Annotated in this window: 17 protein-coding genes and 1 tRNA gene; 5 read left to right on the top strand and 13 right to left on the bottom strand. The window is 33.8% G+C overall.

Translation table 11 applies throughout. The annotated features are described in order from the left end of the window. Window positions 1-45: 45 nt before the first annotated feature. From prfA to H4O20_RS04930, 11 genes are all read right to left on the bottom strand, one after another. Window positions 46-1,122 (bottom strand): peptide chain release factor 1, encoded by a 1,077-nt coding sequence (gene prfA / locus H4O20_RS04980; protein ID WP_139855050.1) that lies wholly within the window; start codon window positions 1,120-1,122, stop codon window positions 46-48. Window positions 1,123-1,246: 124 nt separating this feature from the next. Beyond that, window positions 1,247-2,251, bottom strand: coding sequence for a DUF3078 domain-containing protein (locus H4O20_RS04975; RefSeq protein ID WP_185098474.1), 1,005 nt, complete (start codon window positions 2,249-2,251; stop codon window positions 1,247-1,249). A 10-nt stretch (window positions 2,252-2,261) separates the two neighbouring features. Further along, window positions 2,262-3,440, bottom strand: coding sequence for an AIR synthase related protein (locus tag H4O20_RS04970; RefSeq protein WP_185098473.1), 1,179 nt, complete (start codon window positions 3,438-3,440; stop codon window positions 2,262-2,264). A gap of 76 nt (window positions 3,441-3,516) precedes the next feature. Continuing rightward, window positions 3,517-5,031, bottom strand: a complete 1,515-nt coding sequence (locus H4O20_RS04965; protein WP_185098472.1) for a carboxypeptidase regulatory-like domain-containing protein — start codon at window positions 5,029-5,031, stop codon at window positions 3,517-3,519. Window positions 5,032-5,061: 30 nt separating this feature from the next. Further along, window positions 5,062-6,507, bottom strand: coding sequence for a CsgG/HfaB family protein (locus H4O20_RS04960; RefSeq protein ID WP_185098471.1), 1,446 nt, complete (start codon window positions 6,505-6,507; stop codon window positions 5,062-5,064). Window positions 6,508-6,514: 7 nt separating this feature from the next. Next, complete coding sequence (locus tag H4O20_RS04955) at window positions 6,515-6,877, bottom strand: curli assembly protein CsgF (protein ID WP_246051398.1); 363 nt, start codon at window positions 6,875-6,877, stop codon at window positions 6,515-6,517. A gap of 123 nt (window positions 6,878-7,000) precedes the next feature. After that, a complete protein-coding gene (locus tag H4O20_RS04950; RefSeq protein ID WP_139855044.1) occupies window positions 7,001-7,792 on the bottom strand; it encodes a CsgE family curli-type amyloid fiber assembly protein in 792 nt (263 codons plus the stop codon). A gap of 4 nt (window positions 7,793-7,796) precedes the next feature. Further along, window positions 7,797-8,309 carry a hypothetical protein gene (locus H4O20_RS04945; protein ID WP_185098470.1) on the bottom strand — a complete coding sequence of 171 codons (513 nt, stop codon included), beginning with the start codon at window positions 8,307-8,309 and terminating at the stop codon, window positions 7,797-7,799. 187 nt (window positions 8,310-8,496) lie between these two features. Continuing rightward, on the bottom strand, window positions 8,497-9,774 hold the full coding sequence (locus H4O20_RS04940; protein ID WP_185098469.1) for a hypothetical protein: 1,278 nt from the start codon (window positions 9,772-9,774) through the stop codon (window positions 8,497-8,499). A 630-nt stretch (window positions 9,775-10,404) separates the two neighbouring features. Next, complete coding sequence (locus H4O20_RS04935; protein ID WP_139855041.1) at window positions 10,405-12,591, bottom strand: glutamine synthetase III; 2,187 nt, start codon at window positions 12,589-12,591, stop codon at window positions 10,405-10,407. A 137-nt stretch (window positions 12,592-12,728) separates the two neighbouring features. Beyond that, window positions 12,729-13,682 (bottom strand): calcium/sodium antiporter, encoded by a 954-nt coding sequence (locus H4O20_RS04930; protein ID WP_139855040.1) that lies wholly within the window; start codon window positions 13,680-13,682, stop codon window positions 12,729-12,731. Window positions 13,683-13,833: 151 nt separating this feature from the next. On the opposite strand from H4O20_RS04930, the gene H4O20_RS04925 reads away from it, so the two are divergent. The 3 genes from H4O20_RS04925 to H4O20_RS15125 all read left to right on the top strand — a co-directional run bounded on the left by H4O20_RS04925 (window position 13,834) and on the right by H4O20_RS15125 (window position 16,121). After that, a complete protein-coding gene (locus tag H4O20_RS04925) occupies window positions 13,834-14,190 on the top strand; it encodes a BlaI/MecI/CopY family transcriptional regulator (protein WP_139855039.1) in 357 nt (118 codons plus the stop codon). Window position 14,191: 1 nt separating this feature from the next. Beyond that, the gene (locus H4O20_RS04920; protein WP_185098468.1) at window positions 14,192-15,907 is read left to right on the top strand and encodes a M56 family metallopeptidase; all 1,716 of its coding nucleotides are present in this window, start codon (window positions 14,192-14,194) and stop codon (window positions 15,905-15,907) included. A 61-nt stretch (window positions 15,908-15,968) separates the two neighbouring features. Further along, the gene (locus H4O20_RS15125) at window positions 15,969-16,121 is read left to right on the top strand and encodes an SsrA-binding protein (RefSeq protein WP_139855037.1); all 153 of its coding nucleotides are present in this window, start codon (window positions 15,969-15,971) and stop codon (window positions 16,119-16,121) included. On the opposite strand, the gene H4O20_RS04915 is transcribed toward H4O20_RS15125, so the two are convergent. Further along, window positions 16,118-16,630, bottom strand: coding sequence for an adenine phosphoribosyltransferase (locus H4O20_RS04915; protein ID WP_185098467.1), 513 nt, complete (start codon window positions 16,628-16,630; stop codon window positions 16,118-16,120). The two genes, H4O20_RS15125 and H4O20_RS04915, sit on opposite strands and share 4 nt — an antisense overlap. Window positions 16,631-16,703: 73 nt before the next feature. On the opposite strand from H4O20_RS04915, the gene H4O20_RS04910 reads away from it, so the two are divergent. Both H4O20_RS04910 and H4O20_RS04905 read left to right on the top strand, forming a co-directional pair. Next, window positions 16,704-16,777: transfer RNA gene (locus tag H4O20_RS04910), tRNA-Arg, on the top strand. Window positions 16,778-16,963: 186 nt separating this feature from the next. After that, entirely contained in the window at window positions 16,964-17,122 is a 159-nt protein-coding gene (locus H4O20_RS04905) for a hypothetical protein (protein ID WP_179951778.1), read from the top strand. Here H4O20_RS04905 and H4O20_RS04900 read toward each other — a convergent pair. Beyond that, window positions 17,119-17,394: an ATP-dependent Clp protease adaptor ClpS gene (locus tag H4O20_RS04900; RefSeq protein WP_185098466.1), complete on the bottom strand. Its 276-nt coding sequence runs from the start codon at window positions 17,392-17,394 to the stop codon at window positions 17,119-17,121. The genes H4O20_RS04905 and H4O20_RS04900 overlap by 4 nt on opposite strands. Window positions 17,395-17,495 lie beyond the last annotated feature (101 nt).

The following is a 17,495-nucleotide window of genomic DNA, read 5'->3' as shown; positions in this document are numbered from 1 at the left end:
AGTTGGTTAATCCCTACTTTATAAGACTTGTAACGCTAAACTGTTTTAAAATGTTTCGCCTGTTTCTTTTAGCTTTTCTGTATTACTCACCAATTGCAATTCGTCTATTATTTCTTGGATATCTCCATTCATAATATTACCCAAGTTGTAAAGAGTAAGGTTTATTCTATGGTCGGTTACACGTCCTTGTGAGTAGTTATATGTTCTAATTTTAGCACTACGATCTCCACTTGTTACCATAGAACCTCTTTTAAGAGCATCTTCAGCTTGTTTTTTAGCCAATTCCATATCATACAAACGTGAACGAAGTACTCTAAAGGCTTTTTCCTTGTTTTTGTGCTGCGATTTTTGATCTTGACACTGGGCAACCAATCCTGTTGGAACGTGAGTTAAACGCACAGCAGAATAGGTAGTGTTAACAGACTGCCCACCTGGTCCAGAAGAACAGAAGAAATCTACCCTTACATCTTTTGGGTTTATTTCAATATCAAATTCTTCAGCTTCTGGAAACACCATAACCGTAGCAGCACTTGTATGTACACGTCCTTGAGTTTCAGTTTGTGGTACTCGTTGTACACGGTGTACCCCAGCTTCAAACTTTAGAGTGCCATAAACATCATCACCTTCAATTTCAAACTGAATTTCTTTAAAACCTCCGCTAGTACCTTCACTTAAATCTATAACGTTTGTCTTCCAACCTTTACCTTCACAATACTTTGTGTACATTCTGAAAAGGTCTCCTGCAAATATACTTGCTTCATCACCACCCGTACCCGCGCGAATTTCCATAACGGCGTTCTTAGAGTCTTCAGGATCTTTAGGCACTAAAAGGAATTTAATTTCCTCTTCTAATTGAGGCAAACGAGTTGACGCTTCGTCTAGTTGCAACTTTGCCATTTCAACCATTTCCGCATCACTTCCATCTGAAATGATTTCTTGAGCTTCATTAATATTATCAGTAAGTTCAAGATATTCTGATCTTTTATCCATCAAAACTCTTAAGTCTTTATACTCTTTATTCAATTGAATATACCTCTTTTGGTCACTGATTATATCTGGTTGAATGATAAGGTCACTCACCTCATCGAAACGCTGTTTTATTATTTGAAGCCTGTCTAACATATATTTTTATAATGAATGGCAAATTTACAATTTTTTAGTCGAAATTATTTCGATTGAAAAAATGAAATTATTTCTTGAAGAAACCTGAAGTTTCTAAATGTATTTTGTGGTATTTTAGAGCAAATTACGAGGTTTCTTTCGATTTAGATAACTTATCAAAATCGATAACCACTCCTACACCAAGTATTTGTTTCCACTGCACACTTGGGCCTTCAAGAATGATTTCTTCGTTTGTGATTTCATTTCTTTTGGACTCTACTTTAATATCATTATCATATCTGAGGTGAGATCCTAAAGTTGCTTTAACAAACTTGTTTACTTTCATATCTATATTCACCTCCCAATCAATATCAATATTGCCAAAACTATTGACATAATCGGTATATAATCTTAAATGACTATTCAATTTAATATTTTCGAAAATATTCTCCTCGTATTTATTGGTTAACAGTATACCTACTTCTTGCTTTATATTATTACCCTTACTCAACATATTTCCATCCATGTCGTAAATAGCTGGATTTACACCAAAAGCTCCTCTATTTGCCAGATGATCATCCATTACAAAAGTTGTTTTTAAAGTAAAAGGAGAAGCATAAAATGATAAATGTTCAATTTTTCTACCGTATTCCATCCCAACACCAAAAAACATATAACCAGGGGCTAAAAACCTAGATATAGCTTCATCCTTATCAGGGTATTTATAACCATTAGAAAACTGAGTGTTAAAGCTAAATCTTGCAGAATAAAACCAATTGCTTATAGAATCGGTTTGCAGCACTACGTTGGAATTTAAATCTATAACATCTTCGGTTTTTTTTACACCATTATCTTGTTGCTTATTTAAACCGTATTTGAGGTTTAATTCAGAGTTCCAAAACCATTTTTCTTGCTTATATTTTGCTATAGACTTAGTAGAAACAATACCTGAAATAGAATTTGTTCCTCCAGAATTCCAATTAGTAAAAGACACTTGATTTAGTAATAAGCCAACCTCATTTTTGGTTCTCCAACCTAAGTCGACAGTATCCTTTTTTTTTGTTTTTACCTTTAATGAATCTGTATGCGCTTTTAAATTATAAGAGTTAAGAATCAGTAAAGGAAAAATTAACCAAAGAGTATATTTCATTATAATCTATTTAATAAGTAAACGTGCCGTTTTCACCAGTTATTGTAAGCTTCTTTGTTTCTGAAGCCTCAACTCTACCCACTATTTGGGCGTCTATATTAAATGACTTTGAAATTTTTATGATCTTCTCAGCAATTTCTTCTGGAACGTATAACTCCATTCTATGCCCCATATTAAAAACCTTATACATCTCTTTCCAATCGGTCTTACTTTCAGCCTGAATTAGTTTGAAAAGTGGTGGAACATCAAAAAGATTATCTTTTATAATATGAAGGTTTTCTACAAAATGAAGAATTTTGGTTTGTGCCCCTCCACTACAGTGTACCATCCCATGAATTTCTTTCTTGGTAAACTGCGATAAAATTTCTTTAATTATTGGCGCGTAGGTACGAGTTGGAGACAAAACTAATTTTCCAGCATTTAGGGGACTGTTTTCAACAGTATCCTGTAGTTTTTTAGAGCCAGAATAAACTAACTCAGACGGCACTGACGAATCAAAGCTTTCAGGGTATTTATCACTTAGGTATTTTTCAAATACATCATGTCTAGCTGAAGTAAGACCATTACTTCCCATACCTCCATTGTATTCTTTCTCGTAAGTTGCTTGACCAAAAGAAGCCAAACCAACAATTACATCTCCTGGTTTTATATTTGCATTATCAACTACATCGCTACGTTTCATTCTTGCAGTTACGGTAGAATCTACAATGATAGTTCGTACTAAATCGCCCACATCGGCTGTTTCACCACCAGTTGAATAAATGTTTACACCAAATTGTTTTAATTCGGAAATCAATTCTTCTGTACCATTTATTATTGCAGAAATAACTTCACCTGGAACTAAGTTTTTATTTCTTCCTATGGTTGAAGAAAGCATAATATTATCTACAGACCCCACACAAAGTAGGTCGTCTATATTCATAATAAGCGCGTCTTGAGCAATCCCTTTCCAAACAGATAAATCTCCCGTTTCTTTCCAATACGCATATGCAAGTGAAGATTTTGTCCCAGCACCATCGGCGTGCATAATTAAACAATAGTCTTTATCACCCGTAAGATAATCGGGGACTATTTTACAAAAGGCTTTAGGAAATAAACCTTTATCGACATTTTTGATGGCGTTGTGTACATCTTCTTTACCGGCCGAAACACCTCTTTGTGCGTATCTATCTGAATTTTGTGAGCTCATTTAATAAAATTTACGGCAAAAATACGCATTAAAAAAAGCCCAGCAAAGTGGGCTTTTTGAAATATGGTTAATTAGTTTACTCCCAATCAGGCATAAATGCATTTTCAAATAGAAGAGTTCTACTTTCGCTATCACCTATTTCTAATTGATAAACATCTTTTTGAGAAATACCATCGTTAGAGGTATTCGTAAATATTACAAAGGCTTCATTTGGTGAGAATATAGGTTCTAAATCATTAGTACCATTAGGTTTTTCACCAGAAATATCTGTGGTTGTATTTGTTACCATATCGTATAGGAATATTCTAGAATTCAATCTTCTATAATCTAAAGGCTCAAAGCCATCCACATCATAGGAGTATACGATTTTGGAATTTGTTACAGAAATATCCAATCCTCCTGCACCACCAGGAAGTCCCGTAATAAGAGTATCTAACACTGTTCCACTAAAATCTATAGTAAAAATTGAAATATCATATCCACTTAAATTATTTGTTTTCAACACTATTAGATCGCTATTTTCACTAACAGCAATTTCAGAAATTAAAGAACCATCGGTAGTTTGATATACTAGTTCCAGGTCTTGTCCGCTTGATCGAATTCGATATAATTTATCCAATACTGGGAAGTATATACGATCACTCGTTGGAGGCCAAGATATATTTATTTCATTCAAATTAAAACCATTAGGCTTTACGTTTGAGGTAACTTTAACCTTATCGGTACCATCGCGGTTCATAGTATATATGTCGGCTTGGGCACCAGTTGTTTGCAGGTAAGCAATTCTATTTGCAGCAACATTTCTACGTGGCCTGTAACTATTTGTGTTTTCGGAAGTTAACTGAAATTCATTACCTTCTTCATCAGCTGAAAATATCACATTATTCCCATTGATATTTCTGACGAATAGAAATCTATTTTCTATGGGTGCTGGTTTCACCTTAAAAGTTCCAACAGGGCTTAATACAGGTGGATTATACTCATCTGCGGCTGTTACTTGCCAAAAATATTGTGCCCCAAGTATTAACTCTGGATATAAATATATAGTATCATTTAAATCGTCAAACCTTTCTACCACATCATTTTGGTCGTTTCGCAATTCTAATTCGAATGTTATTGGATCGCCTTCTGGATCTACTGAACTCCATTGAAATAGTGCTTCTACACCATCAATAACTTCATTTTCTGCTGGCATAAGTAATTCAGGTGCAGAAGGCGGTCTATTGTTTGCAGTGGAAACCTCCATATCGAAGATTACATTTACTGTTTTATTTGCTATAACAGTTGCTGGCTCATAACGGGCTAGATATCCATCTAAACGAGCTAAAACCGAATATTCACCCGCGGGTACGTTTTCTAAAATAAAATACCCAGCATTATCTGTAAACACCGTGCTAGTAACTGGACTTGTAGATATTCTTACATTTTGCAGTGGTTCGTTTGTTCCTTCGATTACAGCCTTCCCGATAATTTTACCGTAGGCGTTTTCGTCAATTCGGTCTTCGTTACAGCTAACCAAAACGACAAATAACAAGCATAAGAACTTTATATATGTAAAACTTCTTCTCATCTGTATGTTATATTTGTTCATTAATGTTATTTTCTTAAAACCACCCGATTATTAATTATTTAGCGGTGATATTTCAAGTTGATCCCCTTCATTATATATTTTCTTTTTTGATCTAGAAGAACCAAAGTTATAACTCAAACCTAAACTCATTGTATAGTAAAAGTCGTCCCGCCTTCCGTGAGGTAAATTGTCTATTTTATCTGAGAATGTAACATCCCACTCTCCATTAAGCACAAACGACACTCTTGGTGAAACATGATATTCCAATCCCGCTCCAAATTTTAAATTAAAGAAGCTATCCCAACGTTGAAGGTGGCCTATAGGACTATCATCTGCAAACAGCAAAATTCCTGGACCTGCGAAGAAAATAGGACTTAACCTATCATTTGGCAACATATTATACTCAACATTAAAGCCTTGAGTAAGCCACCAATGATTTATTTCTGGAGTAGAATTGAGCCTAAAGAATTGGAAGTCTGCCGCCACTCTTAATTCTGGAATTATAGAATATTTATACATGAGCCCAAATTTGTAATCTAATATTCCAGTTGAATAATCGCCATCAACTAAAGCCATTCCAGCATTAAAGTTAAACTGACTATTATAATTATTCTCTAAATACCTTCTTTCGTATAAACCCGTTGATTCTTCAACTTCTTTTTCAAGTAAATATTCATCTACTATCTCTTTATTTTTCTCACTTCCTTCTTTTGTAGACCACAATTTATCTTTAATACCTTCAATGATTAGCATTTCAACCGACTTCTCAATAGCTTCTTGAACTGCCATCTGTGCTGGTTCATTTTTGGTAAAACCAGTTTCAACTTCAAGTAATCGCTGAAAATTTACGTATTTGAAAAGACTAACATCTACAGCCTGTGATAAGACTGTTTTAGACACATATACTGTTTTCAGCACTTCCCCAGTATTTGTAGATACGGCACGTAAGTAAACCGTAATCCTATCTTGTCTATATTGTGTAGAACCTCCTACACCAAAATATTTTGCACCAGCACCACCAGTTAGGATATTGGAATCATAGGACACCACTCCACCTTCTAATAAAACACCAGCAAATAAAAGTGGAGGTAATCGTGTAGGAGAATTATCGTTAACCCTTCTGTGTTCCTCACGGGTGGATCGTATAATCTGACGTTCATTTAAAAGGTTACTAATATTTTCACGTTCTATAGGTCTAAACCACTTTGAATCCTCTAAAGCTTTAATTAAAATAGTTGTTGCACCTTGTGTAATTGCCGTACTAAATGTACTTCCATTTTCTATATTCTTATATTGTCCGGTTTGGTCTTTAAAATTATAAACACCAGCAATTATCGCTTCTTCTGGCTCGGGAAGAGTATAAAGGGTTTTCGTTTGCTTGGTAATTTCACCAATACGTGCTTCTTGTGGACCTAAGGGTTGGTTAAAATATGCGCCACAACCCCAAAATAAGAGTGAGAGAGCTACAATACAAAGCTTTGTAAGTGTATTCTTCATATAAACTTTAATTTGGTATGATTATTTGGGTTGCTTCACCTGTAATAATATTTAATACGTTTATCACTAATCCCCCCGATGAATCAAATACTTCATACTGGTAATCACCACTAATACTGGTCCCTTCAGGTGGAACATTGTCTTTGGTAAACTGATTCCCGCCGAATCCCCCGAAGCCACCTAACCGATCAAAAGCATCAAACTGAGAATCGTCCTTAAATGAGTTTTGAGCATTTGCTGAATTAAGCAACCATGCTCCATTAAAGGAATCTCCCCCTACAAAAGAAGGATTTATAGGCTTATACACTAACTGTTGCCCAAAGCTTACAGTAGAAAAAGTAATAAATAAGAAAAAAATAAAGTATTTCATCTTCATTCGTATTAGTTAATTTGTGTGAGATATTAAATCGCCAGTTTATTAAGGAAAAGATAAGTAATTTTTATTGAATTTTAACTAAAAATATTGAAAATCGCATTAAAAAATTAAAATTTTCTAGTAATATTTTTGAGTGTGTTTTCTCTCTTTGTATTGGTGTAAAAACCAATAAACTCTCCTTACCGCAATGTCGGCCATCTGTTTTAAATACTCAGTTTGAGGTCTAACAAAAAATTCCAAAACTTTTTCATTTGCAACTAAAACTTCTATTTTAGTGTTATTGTTTAACGACAAAACCTCTTTAATAGTTACAATTTCTGACCCGTTTATATTATTCAATCTGTAATTTTGATCAAACATTTTATAAAAATCCCTACCTGGTTTAGTTTTGGTATCTTCGGTAACAATTCCGCCAATCATAATACCATCCACAGGCTTTATACTAACATCAGGCGAAGGATTTACCGCCCTTTCTCTTTCAATACTATCGTTTTTTTGCAAGGCCAAATCCTCTTCTGTCGGATTAATTACTTTACGATCCATACCCAATGGTGTATCTTCGTCGTCATAAATTAATAGCAATACAATTACCCGTTGGTTTTCGCTCACATTTATAGAAGTGGTAGAAAGATTTTTTTTCTCCCCGATTTCAAGCACAAATCTGCCTCTTTGATCGTTTTTTGATGTATTTGAATTATTTTCTTGATTTTTAATTACAGAAAGAGTATAATGTAAACTCTGGTTTGATACAGTTTTATTTACAGCCAAACCAGTAATGTTATATGTATTTCCATACTGCTGTATATTAATTTCAGCTTCAATTTGGGAATTATACATTTGCGAGTGAGCAATGCTGGAGAAAAACAGCAACAAGCATATAAGTAGGCTATATTGTATATTTTTATACAAAATTTTAATTTTTTAAATTCCGAATAATTACTGTCTGATTTCTACCTTTCATAGTAACCATCATTTTATCGGACATTGAATTTTGGCTGCCAAGCCGAATTAAGTTTTGGTTTGCTCCAAATTGCACAACGTTTGCAGCATGTAAACCATTTTTATTGCTACTAATATCTGTAAAGCTATGATTATCACCTATTTGAAGAACTTCTTCGGAGATTTTATCTGCAGACACAAAAACACCTATATCATTTCGGTTACCAATTTGAAACAATCGCACATCACTTTGGTTTGATTTTGTAATAGAAAATGCTGTATTATCATTCCCAATTTGTTGAACAAAAACACTTTTACTAATATTACTTACAGGAAGATTTTGGGATGCTACGACATTATAAAGCGAAGGTTTAGCTTGAATTTTTTCTAAAGCTTTATTGTCCTTGTCTTTATATGTTTGAGCAGAAGACACATTTACAAAACAAAAATGAGCTAAGACTATAATTATAATATTGAAAGTTTTCATCTTTATATTTTTTAATGGTCTTGTTGAAGATATTGATTTTTTTGAAAATTAACAACTAGAACAAATCCTTATTAATTTTAATTTTTATAATCCCTTTTTAAAATAAGTATAAGAGCATTGTTTAGATGCTCTTATACCATTTTTATTATAACTGATAATATATGAGCTTATTAACTCGATAAATTATTTAGTTCTGAAAAGTAACATCAACGTTACCATTACCAATTTGATCTACATGACTCCAGTTTCCTAGACCTACTTGACCTACAAGGCTAAAGTTACTATTTCCATATTGATGGTTGTAACTTGTATGACCGAAACCAGCCTGTCCAACTAAACTTATGTTGTCATTACCAGATTGTAACACATCAGAATAATTAAACAAACCTACTTGAGCAACAATACTTGTATTATCATCACCAAATTGATTCACCATAGATGTATTAAATGCGCCAGCTTGTCCTACATAGCTATAGTTGTCATTTCCAATTTGAAAAACATCAGAGTCATTAAAGAAACCTACCTGACGCGTTGTACTTTCGTTATCATCACCTAACTGAATAGTCAAAGCATTGTTATCATTACCTAACTGATATGTAGTAGATTCATTATCGTTTCCATATTGACCTGTACCAGCCCAGTTATCGTTACCGATTTGATCAACATCACTATCATTAAGATCTCCAATTTGCTCAACGATAGAAGTATTGTCATCACCTATTTGATCAACATCACTAGTATTGGCAATACCATCCTGATAAACCATTGAGCTATTGTCATCACCTAATTGATAAACATCACTACTATTAAGGATACCATATTGTTCAACTTGTGAATCATTATCATCACCAATTTGAACTACATCGCTATCGTTAAACCAACCATCCTGCATTACTGAAGAAGTGTTGTCGTTACCACCTTGAAATACATCAGAGTCGTTAGCCCATCCGTCTTGCATTACAGAAGACGTATTGTCATCACCCCACTGCTCTACTGTCGAGCTATTGGAAAGACCAATTTGCAATACTGAACTCACGTTATCGTCACCCCACTGATCTACATAAGAGTCGTTATCAATTCCATATTGTTCAGTTGTACTTAGGTTATCATCACCATCTTGCCAAGTATATGCATCATTATCACTCCCAACTTGTAAGGTACCAGCGGTGTTGCGATCACCTTGTTGTAGCGTTCTAGCATCGTTATTGATTCCTAATTGTGCAGTACCTGCAACATTCAAATCACCTTCTTGATCTGTATCAGAATCGTTAAATGCCCCTAATTGTAATGTAAGGTTAGCATTAAGATCGCCTGTTTGGTCCACATCTGATGTGTTTAACAGCCCAACTTGAAAAGTTCCATTTGCATTTAAGTTTCCTGTTTGAGTAACAGTACTTGTGTTAAATTGAGCAAACATCGCTGTTCCACCCATTAGCGCCATTGCGCATAAGACTACTTTTTTCATAATTTAAAGATTTAAAGATTATTAATAATTGGTTAAAAATTCTTTTTCTTGCAAGGAAAAATTTCCTTGAGGTTTTTCAGGAACACGTGAAAGCATTCCATCAAAATTAAATTATGGGGATGGATGTAAAAATGAACTTAGTAAAAGAACATTTTAAAAAGTAGGGATTTTTTCTAATTTACAAAACGCTGGGGACAGGTTTGTTTTTTGAGGAGGAATTGCAGCTCGAGAAAACTTATCTCCTTTTGAACTACACAACAAATATGCAATAAATATTATTAAAAAACAAACAAATTTAATCTTTTTATGCAAATAGGGGGAAACAACTATTTTTAACAAATAAAGCCCTATTTCAATAATTATCTATTAATAAAACCCACAGCACCTAGCGTCCAATTAAATCTTAATTTTCTACGCTAAACAAAAGAAATTTAAAAAAGGTTTAAACTTAAAATAACCATAGACCTAATTAAGCAATCTTTAATACGAATATATTTCTTAGATTCATCGCTTTAAAAGTACACACAAGTAAATACCATTAACTGCGTAATAAAATACCAATTTTTTAAAATAAAAAACCGCTCAACAAAAGTTAAGCGGTTTAGAATGATCCTTATATAATAAGGTATGTTATTTTGTAAATAATAACTCTCTGTATTTAGTTAATGGCCAAAGCTCATCGTCTACTAAAAGCTCTAGTTTATCACAGTGATACCTTATAATTTGGAAATAAGGTTTTACTTCGTGACAATATGAAAGGGCACGTTTTTCGGCGTTTTCAATTTTATTAGCTTTTTTACGCTCTTCAATCATATCGGTAATACCTTTATTAATTTTAGCAAGGTGCTCACTTATTTGTTCAATAAGGTGCATTTGCTCTGTAGCAAACTTTTTGAAATCGGTGCCGTATATGTTTTTTAACCCTTGAACATTTTCTATCAATATGTTTTGATATTGAATAGCTGTAGGAATAATATGGTTTCTAGCAATATCACCAAGTACACGTCCTTCAATTTGAATACGCATAGTGTATTCTTCCATTTCAATTTCATAACGAGCCTCCATTTCCACTTTGCTCATAATCCCTAAACTTTCAAAAAGATCAATGCTTTTCTTAGAGATTTTCGCCTTTAATGCTTCCGGAGTTGTTTTGTGATTACTAAGTCCACGTTTTTTTGCTTCCTTCTCCCAGGCTTCACCATAACCATCACCTTCAAAACGAATTCTTTTTGAGTCTTTAATATACTCTCTAAGCACATTGAAGATGGCGTCGTCCTTCTTCATCTTTTTGCTCTTTATCAATCCGTCAACTTTTGCTTTGAAGTCGATAAGTTGTTTAGCAACAATCGCATTCAACACAGTCATAGGGTTTGCACAGTTAGCTGTTGAACCTACTGCACGAAATTCAAACTTATTACCTGTAAACGCAAAAGCTGAAGTACGGTTACGGTCGGTATTATCTAGTAAAATTTCTGGAATTTTACCTACAACATTTAACTTAAGCTCTGTTTTTTCTTGTGGCGAAAGTTTTCCATTAGTTACTTTTTCAAGCTCATCAAGAACCTCAGTTAATTGCGAACCAATAAAGGCCGAAATAATTGCTGGCGGCGCTTCGTTAGCCCCTAATCTATGATCGTTACTTGCACTTGCAATAGAGGCTCTAAGCAATTCTTCGTGATCGTTTACGGCTTTAAGCGTATTGATAAAAAAAGTTAAGAACTGAAGATTTTTCATTGGAGTACTTCCAGGTCCTAAAAGGTTTACTCCTGTATCTGTAGCTAACGACCAGTTATTGTGTTTTCCACTTCCATTTACATTTGCAAAAGGCTTCTCGTGAAACAACACCTTAAAATTATGCTTTTCGGCAATTTTATGCATCAAATCCATCAATAAGGAGTTGTGATCTACCGCAAGGTTTGTTTCTTCAAATATAGGAGCCAGCTCAAATTGATTTGGGGCAACTTCATTATGACGTGTTTTTACTGGAATACCCAATAACATACATTCAGTTTCCAAGTGTCTAATAAAGTTTAAAACACGTGCAGGAATTGAACCAAAGTAATGATCGTCTAATTGCTGTCCTTTGGCAGAAGAATGCCCAAGTAGCGTTCTTCCCGCCAATGAAATATCAGGACGAGAAGCTGCTAAAGCGCTATCTACTAAAAAGTATTCTTGCTCCCAACCTAGAGTGGCATTTACTTTAGTTACATTTTTATCAAAATATTTTGCCACTGCAGTAGCAGCATTATCAATAGAAAGTAATGCTTTAAGCAAAGGAGTTTTATAATCTAATGCTTCACCCGTATACGACACAAAAACTGTTGGTATACACAATGTCGTTCCGTAAATAAATGCAGGAGATGTTGGATCCCACGCGGTGTATCCACGAGCTTCAAATGTATTTCTAATCCCACCATTAGGGAAACTTGAAGCATCTGGTTCCTGCTGTACTAATTGACCGCCACCAAATTTTTCGATAGCGTGACCATCTTCCATTGTTTCAAAAAACGCATCGTGCTTTTCAGCAGTTGCGCCAGTTAAAGGTTGAAACCAATGAGTATAATGTGTAGCACCTTTAGCAATTGCCCATTCTTTCATACCTGTAGAGATATGATCGGCAATGTTTCTTTCTATTTTAGCGCCAGTATTAATAGCTGCCATAACACTATTAAATGAATCTTTGGTAAGATATTGACGCATAGCATCTCTATTGAAAACATTTTTCCCAAAGATTTCGGAACGCCTTGCTGGTTCTGTTACAGGAACTGGAACTCTATCGAAGGTCTTTTTTAGTGCGTGAAATCGCAATGTTGGCATCTTGTAGTTTTTTTTAGTTTGACATTGCAAAAATAAAAAAAACCAAGGCACACCCCTTCATTTTTAGATTTTTTTTGAAAAAAAATATGTTTCCCTGTGAAGACCCCCTAAAAAATAGGGGTTGAACCAGGAAAAGACTACTTTAAAATTGTTAAAGCAATAAAAACAGCATAAGCCGATAAAAGTAAAATCCCTCTTTTACGGCCAAGTTCGTAAGCTTTTGGAAGGAATGCTAAAGGCAAAAGTATCCCCGCAAAACCGATCATCCAGAATATGTCGTTTGTAAGCACCTCTTCGCTCATAACTGCTATAGGTTGAATAATAGCAGTAATTCCTAAAACTGAAGCAATATTAAATATGTTAGAACCTATAAGATTCCCAAGCGATAAAGCCTTTTCTTTTTTAAGTGCTGCAATTACAGAAGCAGCCAGCTCTGGGATACTTGTACCTACAGCTATCATCGTAACCGCGATTACTCGTTCTGTAACTCCAAAACTTTGTGCTAAAGAAACCGCTCCGTTTACCAACAATTCACTTCCGCCATATAATGCTACACCACCAATAACAAGCCAAAGAATAATCTTAAAATTAGATGTGGTTGCAAGACTTTCATCAACTTCTTCATCAACTTGCACTACCCCTCTATCCTTTCGAGCTTTTCGTATTAAAATCCACAGATAAACTACTAACATTAGTAGTAATGCAACCCCCTCGGAACGGGAGATTATATCTCCACTCTTTAGTATAAAATACAGCCCAATTGAAAGTATCATCATTACAGGCCAATTAAGCTTATAGAAATCTTTATCTATGGCCAAAGGTGAAATTATTGCCGTTATACCTAAAACAAGTCCAATATTTGCAATATTTGAACCGATTACATTTCCTAAAGAGATATCAGAAAACCCATTTAAAGCGGCTTGTAAACTCACTAACAATTCTGGAGCTGAGGTAGCAAATGAAACTACCGTTAGTCCTATAACCATTTTTGACAAATTCAATTTAAAGGAAAGCGCCACGGAAGACCGCACCAAAAATTCTCCTCCAATTACTAATAGTGTTAAGCCGATAAATACAAATAAATAATCCATAAACCTTATTGAGTTCGCGAAGATACTAATTATGAAAAAAGCACAAGTTTTGATAGTATTTTTTTTAACGAATACAATAAACAACTAAAAAAGAAGTTATATAACTACAAAACTAGTTGCCTAACTATAAAACTAGTTCTTATTTTTATCTATGGAAAACCTCACAAATAAAGAAGAAGAAGTAATGCAAGCCCTTTGGAAGCTTGAAAAGGCTTTTGTTAAAGAAATTTTACAGATTTTACCGAGCACTAATCATTACAACACAATATCTACTATAGTTAGAAATCTTGAAGATAAAGGCTATGTAGCTTTTAATGCTTTTGGCAAAACGCATCAGTACTATCCTATTATTTCTAAGGAAGAATACAGCAAGGGATTTATGAATCTCGCCTCTAAACGCTACTTTAATAATAGTTATAAAAACATGGTTTCATTTTTTGCTAAAGAAGAAAAAATAAGCGCGCAGGACCTTCGAGAGATATTGGAGTTAATTGAAAACAAAAAATAAAATGGAAACAATTCAATACATTTTAAAATCTGCTGGAATTCTTTCCTTATTTTATTTGGTTTATATTTTTCTATTAAAAAAAGAAACGCACTTTACGTTCAATAGGCTCTTTCTTCTTATCGGAGTCCTTGCTGCTACAATATTCCCTTTTATACAGTTTACCAAAACAATAATAATAGAAGCTCCCGCTTTAGCATCATTTCCTACCACTGAAACGGCTTCAGAAACTTTAACTTCCGCAGCATTTAACACAAACTATTCAATTGAGAATATACTATTGTACATATATGTATTAGGAGTAATAGTATTTTCATTAAGATTCATTTATCAGCTTATTTCTCTTTTTATTTTATTAGAAAATCATCCTTACAAGTTAAGTAACAATTGTAAGATAATTGAAGTATCTGAATCAATTTCACCCTTTTCATTTTTCAATTATATCGTTTACAATCCCACTCTACATACTAACAATGAACTTGCTATGATATTAGCACACGAAAAAGCACACATAGAACAACTACACACAATTGATGTATTGGCAAGTAATCTACTTCTTATTATACAATGGTTTAATCCATTAGCATGGGGCTATAAAAGTAGCATTGTAGAAAACTTAGAGTATTTAGCAGACCGAACAACCATTACTCGTATTAATTCAAAAAAGGAATACCAATTAGCATTGCTAAACACCTCATTAGCATCGCCTTTATCTGCCCCAACAAATAAATTTTATAATTCATTCATCAAAAAACGAATCATTATGTTAAACAAAGCAAATTCAAATAGACAAAACGCCTTTAAGGCTATGGTAGTAGTTCCCTTATTAACGATATTTTTATGGGGTTTTAATGTAAACGAAGTAAAAAAATACGTCGAAATTCCTTTAGAGAATAATAAGGTAAAAACAGAAAATATTAAAGAAGAAGCTTTACAACCTGTTTTAGACAAGAAGGATATAGCTGTTATTACAGGTATTGAGCCTGTAACTGAATCTATAGCTCAGAAAACACCAAAAGCTATGACTAAAAAACAATCACCATTACAGGAAACCTACCGTGTGAAAATTGACAAGAACACAACCGATGCTTCACTTCAAGAAATTAAAGAAGAGGTTAAAAGTAAATATGGTTTAGAATTAAGCTATGCTGCCATTCGCAATAATCTCAACGAAATTACTTCACTTACTCTTACTTATACCGGAAACGGAAACAATGGAAATTACCAAGTAAGCCAGGATAAGGGCATTGATGAGTTTTTCTTTTTTATCGATAAAGATGGGAAAACAGGGTTTTGGTCTGAAGCAGTCGAAAAACGACATAAAGAACGTATGCAAAGAAGAAAATTAAAGTCGCAAGAACGTTCCTTGGATATGAACGAACGCAAAATGGAAATGCAAGAACGCATACAAAAGAGAAAAATGGAAATTGAGAAACGCAGATCTAAAATGAAAAATACTCATCCTACTCCTTCAGCCTCTCCAAATAATGAAGCACAAGAAGTGCAGGGCCAAACGAAAGCAAAAAGACAGATAAATAAAAATAAAAAAGCAGGTAATACACTTTATTTCATCGATGGTATAGCCTCTACTAAAAAGCAAGTAGAATTATTGTTGCCAGAAAACATTGATAAAGTAAATGTTTTAAAAAGTGAAAAAGCGCTTAAGAAATATGGTGGCAAAGGAGTCAATGGCGTTATAGAAATTACCACAAAAAAATAGAAATCTTATAAATTTCATAAACCTTCTTAATAACTAGAAGGTTTTCTTATTTTTATACAATATGAAAAAGAGATTTTTTAAATTTTTAGCAAAGGTAAATAAGAAGATACTTCCTAGTTTCACCAAAAAGGGAGTGGATCTAGCTAAAGCGTCGAAGCTACAGATGGCGATTTTTGGTTTCAAACTATGGGTAACCAAAAATTCGTTAGATTAATACTTTAGTAAGGATTTTACATTTTGATTTTTTAATTTCTGTACGCCTTTTAAAAACTCTATTTCTAGTAAAAAATTACACTGCACAATTTCACCTCCAAGATTTTCGATAAGCTTACAAGCTGCTCTTGCTGTTCCACCCGTAGCTAGTACATCGTCGTGCAAGAGAACACGATCACCTTTCTTTATAGCGTCCTCGTGTATTTCGAGGGCATCCATTCCATATTCTAACTCATAAGGCTCTTTAAGAGTATTAAATGGAAGCTTCCCTGGCTTTCTTATAGGAACAAAACCAGCCTTAAGTTCTTTTGCTAGTAATGTTGCAAAGAAAAAACCACGCGACTCAATACCTACAACTTTATCTATCTTTTCACCTCCCAACAAAGCTACTAACTGCTGTAAACAATAGACGGTTGCATCAGGGTTTGCTAGTAGTGGAGTTATATCTTTAAAACGCACTCCAGCTTTGGGGAAATCCTCAATATTTCGAATATATTCAGTTAAATTCATTTTTTTATTGATTTTATTTGTCTTGCAATTTAAAAATAAATATATTTGCAGCCGCTAAAAGCAACAACAAAATGGCCTTGTGGCGCAACTGAATAGCGCACCTGATTACGGCTCAGGAGGTTCCAGGTTTGAATCCTGGCAAGGTCACAAAAAACCACACTCAATTGAGTGTGGTTTTTTCGTTTTAGGAGAAAATTTTTATATTTCACTTCTATAAATTCCTTCTGTCATTAACAAAGCCCCCTATCAATTAGCCGCCATATGTATCTTTTATGATTTCTTTTTAATTTATGTAATTCATTATCCGTAATTTAATACTCTAAAATAAACCTTATGACGAAAATTGTAAAAGATTCAGACGATAAAAAAGAAAGAGATTATATTTTGCAAGACAATAAAAAAACCCGCTATGGTGCAGGTTTTATTTTAATAGTGCTATTTTTATTAATTATTGGAGTAATTATTTCAGGCATTTACTTTGAGTGGTTTTAAATAATTTCAGCACTCAAACCAGCTTCCAACAACATTGTACAACGAGGTATTAATTCCTCATATTCTCCAGTTTTCACTGTACACTTACCTTTATAATGAACAATTATAGAGCATTGTTCTGCTTGCTCAGGTGTATGCTCGCAAGCAAATATTAAACAATTTATTACATGGTCGAATGTATTTACATCATCATTATAAAGTACTATTTCATTTTGATTGCTCTCCATTTCAGCAACATCTACATCTTCTTGTATTTTTTCTCTTGTACTCAAATCGTAAAATAATTTAACGTTAATAGTTATTCATTAGTAAAACCTTTGTCAAAAAACTCTGTTTAACCTTACAACAGATGTTTCAACTACTAAACTAATTA

This window comes from Aequorivita sp. 609 (assembly GCF_014212065.1).
In the GTDB taxonomy this organism is placed as follows: Bacteria; Bacteroidota; Bacteroidia; order Flavobacteriales; family Flavobacteriaceae; genus Aequorivita; species Aequorivita sinensis.
The sequence above is the reverse complement of the archived record's forward strand: the minus strand, read 5'-3'. Positions and strand labels throughout refer to the sequence as shown.